Annotated in this window: 8 protein-coding genes; all 8 read right to left on the reverse strand. The window is 61.6% G+C overall.

Going from position 1 to position 12833, the window contains the following annotated elements; translation table 11 throughout:
- Positions 1-1450 precede the first annotated feature (1450 nt).
- The 8 genes from ABIB45_RS08625 to ABIB45_RS08660 all read right to left on the reverse strand — a co-directional run bounded on the left by ABIB45_RS08625 (position 1451) and on the right by ABIB45_RS08660 (position 12637).
- The gene (locus tag ABIB45_RS08625; protein WP_354215454.1) at positions 1451-1960 is read right to left on the reverse strand and encodes a hypothetical protein; all 510 of its coding nucleotides are present in this window, start codon (positions 1958-1960) and stop codon (positions 1451-1453) included.
- Positions 1947-3755 carry a type IV secretory system conjugative DNA transfer family protein gene (locus ABIB45_RS08630; RefSeq protein ID WP_354215455.1) on the reverse strand — a complete coding sequence of 603 codons (1809 nt, stop codon included), beginning with the start codon at positions 3753-3755 and terminating at the stop codon, positions 1947-1949. The genes ABIB45_RS08625 and ABIB45_RS08630 overlap by 14 nt, the downstream gene beginning before the upstream one ends.
- 8 nt (positions 3756-3763) lie before the next feature.
- Positions 3764-5194, reverse strand: a complete 1431-nt coding sequence (locus tag ABIB45_RS08635; RefSeq protein ID WP_354215456.1) for a putative type IV secretion/conjugal transfer ATPase — start codon at positions 5192-5194, stop codon at positions 3764-3766.
- 26 nt (positions 5195-5220) lie between these two features.
- Entirely contained in the window at positions 5221-6690 is a 1470-nt protein-coding gene (locus tag ABIB45_RS08640) for an SCO6880 family protein (protein WP_354215457.1), read from the reverse strand.
- Positions 6683-8032 (reverse strand): type IV secretion system protein, encoded by a 1350-nt coding sequence (locus ABIB45_RS08645; protein WP_354215458.1) that lies wholly within the window; start codon positions 8030-8032, stop codon positions 6683-6685. Before ABIB45_RS08645 ends, ABIB45_RS08640 begins: the two co-directional genes overlap by 8 nt.
- A 63-nt stretch (positions 8033-8095) precedes the next feature.
- Positions 8096-8383 (reverse strand): hypothetical protein, encoded by a 288-nt coding sequence (locus tag ABIB45_RS08650; protein ID WP_354215460.1) that lies wholly within the window; start codon positions 8381-8383, stop codon positions 8096-8098.
- 202 nt (positions 8384-8585) lie between these two features.
- Positions 8586-9890 carry a diacylglycerol kinase catalytic domain-containing protein gene (locus ABIB45_RS08655; protein ID WP_354215461.1) on the reverse strand — a complete coding sequence of 435 codons (1305 nt, stop codon included), beginning with the start codon at positions 9888-9890 and terminating at the stop codon, positions 8586-8588.
- Positions 9891-9910: 20 nt separating this feature from the next.
- Positions 9911-12637: a hypothetical protein gene (locus ABIB45_RS08660; protein WP_354215462.1), complete on the reverse strand. Its 2727-nt coding sequence runs from the start codon at positions 12635-12637 to the stop codon at positions 9911-9913.
- Between the last annotated feature and the right edge of the window lie 196 nt (positions 12638-12833).

Below are 12833 nucleotides of genomic sequence, written 5' to 3' on the forward strand. Positions count from 1 at the left end.
CACCCGGGCGTGGCCTTCCGATATTTATGGACAAATATTTGGCCGGTGTTTTGATGGATCTTTGTTGCTCTTGACCGAGAATCAGACCCACCAAGAAGGGCCAGAGATGACAAAGACCGGACACTCCAAGGGCCAGCAAGTGGGCCGCACTCTAACCAACCAACACCAGTCAGCTCCGAAGACAGACGGCTCACACAGCCGTAGGAGTAGGCAACATGGTACGCGCGGGTCCGCTCAGCCGGTCAGGTGGACCACGGCAGCTCCCTGCAGACCGGACCTGCTGGACCTGCGTGTGAAGTTGCCGGACCCCTGGTGGGTGGCCTGACCGAGTTCGTGATTGTCCGGGGCGTCCTGCCCCCGAATTACCTAGCCCGTAGTAGTCACCCCTAGCGTTTTCCAGGTCTTAGACGACTCTGTCCACTCGATCCGGCAAATCCACCGGCTCTGGCGGTTGCCACTGGCTATGCCCTCGACGTTAACGACAGACGTCACTTTGTATTCATTTCCCAAAATACCCACGCCCAGGTGCTTGTACTGGATGTCACCGCGCTGGTTCAACACATTCTGGACACCCCGCGCTATCTCCTTCTCGCAGTAAGTCTCGGCAGAGTACTCCGTCTTGGACGATGGGGGTGACGGTTGTGAGGACTGACATGCAGTGAAAATCGTGCTGATTCCGGCGATAATGCCGCACAGAACAAGAAAACCAAGACAACCAAGCCCGCAACTATGGTCGGGCTTATAAGGCAAGTTCCCCTTGGGCGTTGAAGGGTGACCAGCATCTGCATTGTTCAATTAATTCCCCCAAATTCGGTGCAGCAGGTAATCGCATCGTAGCCGAACCCGCACCACAGCTGGCCTTGTCTAGCCGAGCCCCGGAAATCAAACGGCCCTCATATAAAATGAGAGACAACCGACATATCCGTCGAGTAAGGCTAAGAAGTCCCGGACAGCCTCAAAACAGTCCGGGACCACAGGGGCTATTCGTCGCTGCTCGCCACCCTGCTTTCCTGTTTCCCGCCCGTCAATCGGAATCAGCGCCACAAGCGCAGCATTAACGAGATAGTCAATGCCCGCGCCGGCCCTACTTATGCCGCTGAGAGGGACTATCCAACCGATGAGCGCAATGATTGCACCATTAGCCATACCGACGGATGAGCCGCTGGCATCCGAGAGGATAGACGTCCAACTCAGGGAGCTCAAGACTGCGCCGAAGTAGATAGCACCGCCTACTCCCTGCATTGCTAGGCCAATGATGCGAAAGAACTGACACGCACCAGGTTTGTTCATATTTTCCCCTATTGACATTGCTTACGGTGCCAGAGTATCGACAGCAATCTCATGTCCGCTCCGTGCCGTTCCGTCTCGTCGCCTCCGGCCGGTAGGCCGCAGGAGTCCGAAGGCCAGATGTGTCGCTCGTCTGGCCTTGCTGTGCGCTAACAGCTTGACTTCAGAATTCGTCCCCGATCTGGTGGGAAGCCGTCTGCCACCCGGCGAAGTCCGGCGCGTCAGGACGCAGGGTTCTGAGCCTCGGTTCCTTGTGCGCCTGCAGGCCGACGCACCCGGCCGTCCGGTTATGCATCCGCAGACGCTCGACGGCGTGCGGCAGCCGTTCGTGGAAGGCCAGCGGCCCGAAACCGGGATCGTCGCTGGCGAACGAAGCCAGCTCCGCCCGCTGCAGAGCGTAGAGCTCGGCGACAATTTCAGAGTGCCGCCACCAGCAATCCGGAATGACCGACGCCGTCAGCTGGTACGTGGCGACAAACCATCGGACCCAGACCGCCAAAGAACGCCAAACGCTACCGGCCTGCTCAGCCGTCAATTCCCGCCAGCGGTATGTCACGCCGAATGTGCGAGCCGGCGGCCGGAATGCAGAGCGGAAGAGCTCGGCCGTCAGGTCATCGTCATCCGCTCCGCCGGACGGGATCTCGAAGCGTTCGACCTCGTCACGGCTGGTCATCGACCGGCTCCTCAGTTGGTGTCTGTCGCCGACGGTGCCCATCTGCCAAGGTCTGTTCGAGCTCCAGCTTGGACCGGCCGAGCTCGGCAGCGTCTTTACGTTTGTGCCATTCGCGCAGGTCCAAAAGGATGGGCCGGGTTCGGCGGCCCAGCATGAGAGCTGTGCCAGCCGGTAAGCGCCTGATCTCATGCAGCGGCAGGACCGGGCTCTCCCTGATCTGCTCGCCATCCTGCCGGCCCTGTGCCGACCAGGAACGCGTGTTCAGGGTCAGGCTCCGCTCCCCCAACAGCCCGGCGAGCGCGCGCAGGTCACGCTCGTCGGAGCCGCCGCCGAAGATGACTTTGATGATGGCCGAGTCCCAGATCGTGGCTGCCTCATCGATGGACCAGCCGGTACGGGCCTGGGACAGGGATTGAAGAACCACCAGGGTTGAGATGCCGATACCGCCGCCGTCAGAAAGGGCGATGGGCAGGCCCGGCCACGGCGCCAGATTGGCAATCTCGTCCAAAACAAGGGACAAGGGCGGATCCAGCCTCCCTCCAGGAGCGACAAACGCCATTTCGCGTGCGGCGTTGTCGATGTCATCGATCAGGGCCGAAAGGTACGGCCCTGCTGCGGCCGCTCCCGCACGGGTGCCAATTAGATACAGGGTTCCGCAACTCCGGATGAATTCCTTGGGGTCGAATTCGTGAGTTTCATCCCGAGGGTCCAGTGCGGCCAGTACCCTTGGCGAGGACAACGGCGCGACGGCGGCCGAGACACCAATCCAGGAATTGGACGTGTTCCGGGGGTCATCCTCGAGGATGCCCATCAGATCGGCCTGCCAACCAACGGCGGACTCCGGCCGGCTGAGAACCTCCAGCGCCTCACGTGCCAGGACCGGGCTGGAAGACCAGCGACGAAACGCGCGGACTCCCTCCCCGGACAAGGCAGCGGCGTGAAGGAGGCACTGGAGGATGATCAGGGAGCGCTTTTGCCATGCAGCGTTCTCTCCCTTCATCTCCGTGTCAGCGGTGATCACCAGAGCGCGGCGCGTCGCGACGTCAGGGTCCTCGCATCCGCGGACGGGAGACCACCGCAGTGTTGTCGGCAGTCCGGACATGCCTTGCGGGTCGAACACGGTGACGGGCCTGCCGCCGGTGGCACGGGCCTTCATGGTGACCACCAGATTGTCGGCCCGTGTCGACGTGGTGACAACAGCGCCCGGTGCATCGAGGATCGCATTGATGACCACGTACAGGCCCTTGCCGGAGCGCGGAGCACCCTGGATGACCATCGATTCCTCCGTGGAGACATGAATCGTGACACCGCGGGAACGGCCCAACGTCCATGCCACGTCCTGGATCCGTGGATTGGCCAGGCCTGGCCGCGTGAACTTGCCGCGCCGCCGAACGGCCCTTGCCCCAAAATCCTGGCGGATCTCGGCACGGCGCGCGATCCCGTCGCGGTTCAGGATGTCCTGGCGCAGCCATGCACCGGATTGCTTCCATCTCCTCCAGGCGAGGTAAGATCCGCCGGCGAGCGAAGCCGCCAGAATAAGCAGCGGGCCGAGGATCCACCAGACGGCGCCGGTCCGGACGTCGCACCCCGGTGGTTGGCTCACTATCCAGTCGATCCGGTCAATGAGGAGGCCGACGGCGGCGCCTGGGTTGAAGGGCGACGGCGGGCTGTCGCCGCAGCGCCAGTGCGTCAGGACTTGGGCGGCTGCCTGGATGAGGAAGCACAGGCAGACGTAGCCGGCTGCGGTCATCAGGCCTGCTGTGACCAGGGGGTTGTCGGTGCTTCGCCGATTCACGCCCGGCCTCAGATCATCCGGTCGTCGGTGCCGAAGACTTCGAGTTCATCGGTGGTGACCCGGTTGGCGACGATGAAGGAGCGGTTCCCGACTTTCCAGAGGCCAACGCCTTTGGGGAGGTTCTCCACGTGCTCGCATTCGGCCTCGGACAGCCCGAGCGCTTCCTTGGTCAGGCGCATAGCGTCGTGCTTTTGCCGGTAGATGATCCTGGTATCGGCTTCGGTCAGCAGTCCCAAGGCTTTCTGGCGGTGCCCGCTGGTGCTGTCTCCGATTTCGTTGAGGTCGGCGACCTTGTGCATGATGAGCAGATTCGCAATGCCATAGGTGCGGGCCAGCCGCCACTGCTCGCTCATTTTGGCGAGCATGTACGGATCGGCCAGCATGCGCCAACCCTCGTCGTAAACCACCAGCCGTTTGCCGCCGTCGGGGTTGGTCACCGCTGCCTCCAGCCAGGTTGCGCCGCACGCGGCCGCGAGTGACAGCGCTTGCTCCGAGGCGCCGATCATGGCTGACGTGTCCATCACCATCATGGGCGCGTCCGCATCGAAGGCAACCGTAGAGGGCGCGTCAAACATGCCCTCCAGGTCACCGGAAACAGTGCGCCGCAGCGAGTGGCTGACGGCCAGTCCCCCGTCCTTACCCACAAGCCCGATCGTTTCCTTTGACGGGTTCAACAGGTGGTCCAGGACCATCGGCAGCGTCGGATTCGAGTTCTGGGCGACGGTCTCCATGAGGGCCATGTCCAGGGCAGTGTGCTCCACCGGACGCAGCGGCATTCCCTGCCGCATCAGTGATACCAGCGCCACCAGCAGGTAGCGGCGGCGTTGGCGGACCACGGCGTGCCATTGTGCCTCACTGAGGGCGCTGGACCGCGGCCCGGCATCGAGTGGGTTGACCCGTGCAGCGCGACCGGGGCCGACGGAAATGACCTTGCCGCCAACGGCGTTGGCGACGGCGACCCATTCGCCTTTGGGGTCGGAGGCGACGGCGGCCTTTCGCCCCAGCGTGATGGACCTGGCCACCAAAGACTTTCCACACATCGACTTCCCCGTCCCCACGGTGCCGATGACCACGATCGAGGGGCCGCTGATGACGCCCTTGTCATACAGAATCCAGGGATCGTAGGCAAACGCGCCGGAGCCGAACACGTCTGTGCCGATGTACGTGCCCTCATGTCCCAAGCCGGATTCGGTGATGAACGGATACGCCGCGGCGAAGGTCAGGGTGGACGCGCGGTGTGGTGCCGGGCGCAGACGATGCGGACCGCGCAACGAGGAGGGTTCCCGGCTCCCCCAGTCGCCGGCTCGTTCGCGGGCATCAAGCCCGCCGCCGATCCCGTCGCCCAAGCCGTGAAGCGCCGCTACCCACGGTGAGCTATCAGCCGGAGCAGCGCGCCGCCGTCGTTCCTTCCGCTCCTCGCGGCTCCCGCCAGCCGGCACGAATTGAACCGACTGACTTGCCCGCCTCATCGCAAGCCTCGCCCGAACGGCAATGCGCCGGCGACGAACGCCGCCCATTGCTGTCCGGCCAACAGCCGTAGCTCGACGAAAGCTCCTGCGGCGGCCGATTCCAGTTCCTGCCGATGCCGCGCCAGATCCCCAAGCGTGGCCGCTGTGATGGTCACGTATGCAGCGGGCCTCACGTCTCCGTGCCCGGCGACGATCTCCTCCTCGCGCTGGGCGACCTCTTCTTCCTCGGCTCGTTGCTCGCGGGTCAGTGGCCTGTCGAAACGGGTGTTGATCCGACGCCTGGTCTCATGGGCTTCCTGGGCGGAGCGGATGTCCCGCAATGCCTCGGTTGTGGGCACTGCCCGGATCACCTCGGTCACGGTATGGCGGAAGTCGCCCACATAGATCAGCGGATGGAGGAAGCCCGGAAAGACCTTCTGCCGTGGCCACTCAGCGATCCAGAACGTCTGGTGAACGCCGGAATCAGTTCGTATGTACGTCCAGTGCTCCTCGACCGCCATGGGACCTGGCGGGAGAGCCGCAGCCTTGGGGTCGCCGTGGTTCTGGTGGACAGACGCTGACACGGCTTCCGGATCGAAGGCGCCGCGGACGACGTCGAGGAGGCCTGCCTCGGGGAGCCACTCCTCCACCTTGACGCTATGGGTGCCCAGGGCTGTGGTCATGGCCTCGACCTCCAGCCGCAGGACACGTTCGACGCCGGCCAGTCCGCCACCGGACTCCCTGATCCGGCGCCGGGCCTTGGCAGTGTCCACAACAAGCGCCAGCAGCAGGTCGTGGCTCATCGCAGAGCCGGCTGCGGAGATGAGGTCCTCGTACGCGCGCTGCCCCCAGGTGAGATTGTCAGCGCTGCCAGTCTTCGGGACGGTGCGGTCATAGAAGTCGCGCAGAGCGGACGAGGGGTACGGGACCGTGTAATCCTGCACAGCGATTCTGGCGACACTGCTGCGTTGAGCCAGCCCCGCCTGCACCCGGGACCACGACTGAACGGCCCAGGCCTTGTCGTCACCGTCCAGGAGCGCGAAGGATCTGGTGCTGCAACGCAAGACGGCGATGGCCTCCCGGGCGCGGGCATCCACGATAAACGCCTCGCCGCCCGTCGTCCGGCGCAGCTCAAGGTTCCCCAATCCGCCAGGAAGTGCCAGACGACCAGCCAACGCTGCCCGTTCCGGCCTGACCAGAAAACGGGTCTGCTTCGTTGCTACTCTGACGAAAAACAGCGTGGCCTGGCCGGCCCAGACCGGGTACGGAATCCGAGAGTACTGCAGCAACCCGAGGAGTAGCAGTGACAGCCACATCGGTCCCGAGGCGAATATGCCAGCAGGGCCGCTGACCGCCGATGCCGTGCTGGCCACCAGGACACCGCCGGCCAAGAAGAGCAACTGGTACCACTTCAAACCCATGAACAGGCCTCGGCGCTCATAGCGTGGGAACTTCACAGCCTCGAGTGCCCGCGAATTTTCAGACATGGAAATCACCATCCTTCGGTGGTTGGACAATGGGTTGGCGTGGGCTCGGAGGCCGGACAGGCGGAACGGCTGCGGGAACGACGTTGGGATCAGTTGAGGACTGGGCCGACGGCGGTCGAGGCGGCTCACGGTTCGCACCGGGCTTCGGTCCGCGTGGCGACGTGCCTGCATTCGGTTGCGGCGTATCATGCCCGTTCCGCGCACCAGGTGACATGTGGCCCGAAGACGACGGACCGGCGTCGGGCATCACAGCAGTGCCGCTACCGCCGGGAGACTGCGACGGCGTCGGACCTGTCCCGATCCCCGGCAGCGGCGCCCGGGGCGGCAGCGTCCTCGTGGGAAAGTCCGGCCGGCTCGACTGAATGGGACGGTTCATCGCTGAGCGGCCCGCCAAACCGGCCAGCGTGAAGCGACCGCCCGTCTGGCGGCTCACCTGTCGCGCAGCGAAGCCAGAACTCCGGGACAGAACGTGGCCGCCGCCTGCCGTTTGCGCGGCCGCTGCCAACTCACCACCAGCAAAGCTCACCAGGCGCATGGCCATCAGCGGGGCGCCGCACGCCAGAGCCATGCCGACCACGCCGGCGGCAAGTCCGGCGAACGACTTCGAGTCTGCAAAGAGCTTGATCGCCACCGCGAGTACCGTCGCGGCCAACGGCTTCGCGAGGAGCAGTGCCACCACAATCTCTGACCACCGGCGGGTCAACGACTTGGTCTTCTCCCACGGCATCAGCATCAGAGCGACCGGGGCGACGGCGGCGAGCACGATGAGCGCGAACGACCGGAAGATCATGGAACACATCAGAACGAACGCGAGCGCCCAGACCACAATGACCGCCATCGCCGTGACGACGACCGCCCCGGCTGCGCCGCCGCTCGTACCTGGAGATAACGACACGACGTTCCACTCCCTGCCGGAGTCCGCCGGGGCCTTTTCGAAGCCGAAGAGACGCATGAACAGCACGTAGGGATCCGTGCCCATGGACCCCAGGAGCGCCGTCGACGCCGAATCGCTGACTTTAGTGAGCTGGCGGACCAGGTAGACGGCACCGGCCACCATCGGGATAGCGGCAGCGCCGCCCACCATGGCCCGCACCAGCCTGCGGGGCTGCTGGCTGATCAGTCCGGACAGCAGTTGGAGGATCATGACCACGACCAGCGGCGTCATCATCACGACAACCCACCAACTCGTCAGCCCTTCGACCGCTGTCCATTGCGAGTCATCCACGTCCGAGACACTGAAAGCACCCGTGATAAACGACCAGATCCAAGATGCGGTGCCCTGGAGGATGTTCGCGAAGAACGACGTGATGGAACCTTGAATGCCGTCGTTCGCCTGAGACACGAGACCGCACCCGGGCGGCCACCATCCGTTCAGATCACACTGAACCGGCATGACAGGCCGGCCCTAGAATCCGAGGTGGAACGCCGTCTGGGACCAGAGGATATAGCCGTTGATCCCGCCGAGGATCGCAGCCACGGGGCCCGTCCAGAGCAGGATCATGCCACCGCCGGAAGCCAGGCGGGACGACTGACTCAGTTTCCCCGTCAGGAGCATCGCGGCGCCGATGATCGCCACGATCGCGATGACGATGAACGCGCCGACCAGGATGCCCCCGCCGATCTGCTTCAGCGATTCAAGAAAGGGAAAATTAGCGTTTGGGGTGATGCCAGGGTCCACCGCTGCCAGAAACATCGCGCGCTCCATCTGTCGTCTTCCAAGGGGATGAGGGGTTTGGGCTCACGACTTCATGGAGGCGATGGGGCGGGGCGACATGACTGCGGCAGCAGTTCATTTCACTGGATAGATTTGATTTGTCACCCCTCACGCGACAATGGATGACCGAACGTCCAATACTTGAGCTCCACGGACCCATCGACGATGCGCGTCCGAGCAGCTAGAAACCGCTGTGGAAAAGGGCGTGCGAGAGTAGTCGCGAAATGAACCAGCTGTGCCCCTCCAGTGCCGGTTCGTAGGTCCCTCCCGTGGCAAAGCCGTTGGGATTGACGAGGTTGTCGCTCGACAGGTAAACAAGCGCGTTTCCCGACGGCATGACGGCGAGGGATCGTGAGTTGTCCGTGGAATAGATCTCGTAGCCATCGCTTAGGTTGGCGTATTTTCCAGAACCGTCCCCTCGCATCTTGCCGTTGAAGGAGCTGAAGCCAACTTTGCTTTGATATCCGCCTCCGTATTTCTTGAGACGGTTTTGTAGCTCGCTGTAGATTGAGGCGACCGTTGCCGGCTCCGCGCTGTAAAGTCGGATCCTCCTGTCGGAGTCGCCGCCCTGCCAGGCCGTGAGTCTCGACCAGAACTCTTCGTAACCCTGCTTTTTCGTTTTGACTACGCGGCCCTGCGGGTCGTTCTCGTTTAGCATCACGTCGAAGGCGTAGAACTCTTTCACTACGTTGCGCATGAACGGCTCGTTTGCCCTGGCGTTGTCCAGGAGGGTGCGAAGAACCACCCCGCTGCGGCTGTAGCCGGAGACGGCCACCCTCTCAAGGGTGACCGCAGTCGCCGGGATCAGCTTCGCAGTCACGCCTTCGTAGCATCGTTTCGTAATGTGCCGCAGCGCTTCTTCGAGCTCCAGCGGGTTCCCCAGGCTGGCGAACGCGTTGGCGCTGGAGACAGGGACTACGACCATCACAGCGAGGGAACTTTTCGGGCTGTCGATACCGGCAGCGCCAGGCGTCCGGGGCCCGGCGACGGCGCAGAAATGCTGGGCAACAACGTGCTTTTCCTTGCTAAGGTATCTGATCCCGAGCTCCAGAAAGTTGGGTACCTTGAGCGGCTCTATTCCCCCCTTCCAGTACGCGGGGTACTTTTCCAGACCGGCTCGCGGATGAAAGATGACGCTCACTTTCACCCGGGGCGCGTTTGACGGATCGGTCTTGAATTGCGCGACCAGCGTTGGGGCCACCCATACGAAGAAAAGCCTAGTTTTCGACTGGTCACTCGGGTTGTCGGTGCGCTCGAGGACGAAGAAACGTCCGGCATCGGCGTCGTCCATGTTTCGCCGCAGTTTGTAGCCGATCAACTCCTCCGGCGAGCTTCCTAACGGTGAGAAGAGGTGGTCTGTCAGTATTGGGAATTGTCGGCCCTTGTCCCGGTACATCCTGAGAAGCTCATGATTCTGGTTGTCGACGTAGGTTGTTTTGTAGGACTTCAGCAGTGATGCCTCCCGGGTGATATCCCTTAGTTCCATCGCTTGTTTCCCCGCCGAGGCTACCGTGTGAGGTCTTTTGGCTCGTACTCCGATGCCACGATTTGGTCTGTGGGAAGAATCGAGATCCACTGACTGAAGACCTTGTTGGCGGGCAGCCCGGCGTCGAAGCCCGACGCCAGCGGGTCAAACCCTTTTTCAAAGACCTTGTCTGCTTCCAGCACGTTGGCGATCTTGCCGTTCTCCTTTTCCAACCGGCCTGCGATGATCTCCAGTACTTCCCCGATGGTCTTCCCGTTGAATTCGGCATCCTCTTCAGCCGTGCCAATGTAGGGCGTGTTCCATCCATCGTTCTCGTGGCCTTCGATGTTCTTCAGCCAGTTGAGCGCAGCCCGCTCTCTCCCAGGCCGGATGGGGATGACGGCCTTCACCCAGGGTGCGTTGAGGAACGCGTTGCGGAGATTGTCACCGTCCAGCTGGAGCAGCCACCCTAGCGAACTGCCGAATCTTGCGGGAGCAGAGTCTTCCGTAATCCGATAATTATCGGGCCGTTTTTCCACGTCATCCCATTTGACGACGTCGTTATCCGTCAATTCGATGGCAGGGTCCCCAACCTGCACTTTTAGATCGAGCTGGCTTCTGTGCCGCCGCGGCATCCACCATTCGGGGGCGACAAAGTAGAGCATGCCGTCAACGTCGAAAATGGCCCGGATGATTTCAGAGCGGACGTGGCTGAGCCGAAGGTTGTCCGTGTCTTTTTGATTCTTAGAGGCGATGTCCCAGCTGTCGAGCATCAGCCGCTGGAGCAACTGACGGTATATGACCGTGCGCTCTTCTTCTCTAAGATCCCATGCCGCCCGGGACCTGATACTGCTCGCGTCCTTAATGCGTTTCCTGACGCTTTCCAGGAAACTCTTCTTCAGCAGGCGCTGCCGCTCGGCGTCGAATTTCTCCTGGATCTTCATCTTGTTTGTCTCGTATTCGGTGAGGGCGGCAGCCTGAGGGGCGAAGACGAGCTCTAAATCGAGGTTGAGGACATTTTCTTTGCCGAAGTTGATGAACTGGAGTACCAAGGTGAACGAGCCATCCGCGTTCTTGGTTTTCGTCCTAACCACAGCCTGCTTATTACCTTGGGGCCCGATGATCCGGATGTCGTCGGTGAGGACGTAATTGCTCTGCGGAGGGTCAATTTTGAAGGTGAAGGGGCCCATGATGATCTGACTGTCGTCGTCATCGTCATCGCCCTTGACTGTGCCAAGGAACTTGTCCTTGTACGCAGTGTTACCGGTTTCCAGATAGGCGAACTCGTAGTTGGCGTGCCAGTTGCTGTAGTTGAGGATGGGCGTGAAGGGAATTGGTACCGTGACTTTCTTGGCGATGTTGGCCGGGGGTGGGCCGATATCGGGATCCTTGAGGTTGGCTAGGTCCGGTGATTCCGCAAAATGCACCAGTTCGGAAAGTCCTAAGGACACTCCTGCATCGTCGATGAAAACCTGCCAGCAGAGTTGGTTTCCCATGTCCTGAAGCTGGACTCCGACGCGGCGCATCTTGCGCCGGAGCTCGTAGTTGATGAGTTTGTTCGAAGTATTTTGCAGCAGGTATCGGCGGCTGCGCACATCTGTCGTCTCGGTCACGGTCTTGAAGATGGACTTGTAGCTCCGCTTGATCTGGGAAGAAAGCTTTTCCGCTTGTTCCCGGTTTTGCTTGTGCGTAGCCTCGCGGGCCTCTTTCCGGCTGCTCTCGACCCCGTAGTTTGCAGAAGCCGTGCCTTGGTAGACACCAAAATTCACGGTATTGGTGGTCGACACACCAAGTTTGGTGCTGCTGCTGTTCTCCGCTTTCACTGCATCACTGAGCTCATCCTTCACGGCGCTGCTCTCTTCAGAAGCGGTAGTGGTCTCGGTCGCACTTTCCTCCTGGTGCTCCACGATGGACCTTCGGGTACTGACTTCGATGAGCTCGATTGTTGTTCCGGGTGCGAGCCAAACGTGCTCGACGCTTTCGCCCAGGAACGTTCCCAGATCGAAGAAGTACTGGCGGAACAAGTGCACAAAGCCCACAGGAGAGAGCGCTCCACCCGAGGCGCGGGGGTCGATGCTCGCTAAGGGGTCGGTCGGCCTGAGGATGTCATCGGCCGGCGCGGCGGTAACGACAGAAAACAGCTTGGCCAGCTCGTTGGGATCTGCCCCTTCCTGCGCCTCGGCGTGGGCAAGCAGGAAGACGGCGATCTGAGATTCGTACTGCATAAGTGATAGGTGGGCTTGCTTTGTTGTCGCCAGCATCTCTGCGCTGATCTGGCCCCCTTGGGCTTGGGCCATCATCTGCTGATTAAGGCGGGCCCGGTGTATATCGTTGACCTTTCGGAACGGCCCTTCCTCGGGGTCCATCAGATTGTTGATTTCGATCAGCGCATTCCATTCCGCGCCCTGCGGCAGCCGGCCGTCATGTTGTTCTACAAATCCCTGTATGGCATCCCGAAGGACAACCAGCAATTCACTGTTGAGCGTTTTGGTCAACACGACGGAGTAGGGAGATATCCCGGAGCCTGGCTGCAGGGGAAACGCCAGAAATTCGAGGGGATGATCGTTTTGCACGAGTTCCGGGCCGGGTTTGAACCGGCCGTCCAGGATCTTCTTGATGTGCGGATCAACAACGATTCCCCCGCGCTGAATCCATTTCTTCGTCAGCCGCGATTCCCACCCCAGCAGAGGCTGATAGACACCATAATGTTCGCTGGCGTACGGAGGGATCCCTTTGTAGATATCAAGGTCTTTGAACAGATCGAACATGAGGAATTCCTCGCGAGAGAGCCGCTAAGTACCGGAGATGCCTCTGAGGAGGTGATTGTAGTGATCTGTTCCTTGTCATATTCTGCGAAAGAAACTGACCCGCAGAGCGCGCAACAGCTTTATCGTGACACGCTGCTACGGGCTTGTAAACGCCTAAAACGGAAGACCACCAGCGGACGCCCAAAGTGCGCCCGAT

The sequence above is a fragment of the Arthrobacter sp. UYCo732 genome (assembly GCF_040547265.1).
In the GTDB taxonomy this organism is placed as follows: Bacteria; Actinomycetota; Actinomycetes; order Actinomycetales; family Micrococcaceae; genus Arthrobacter.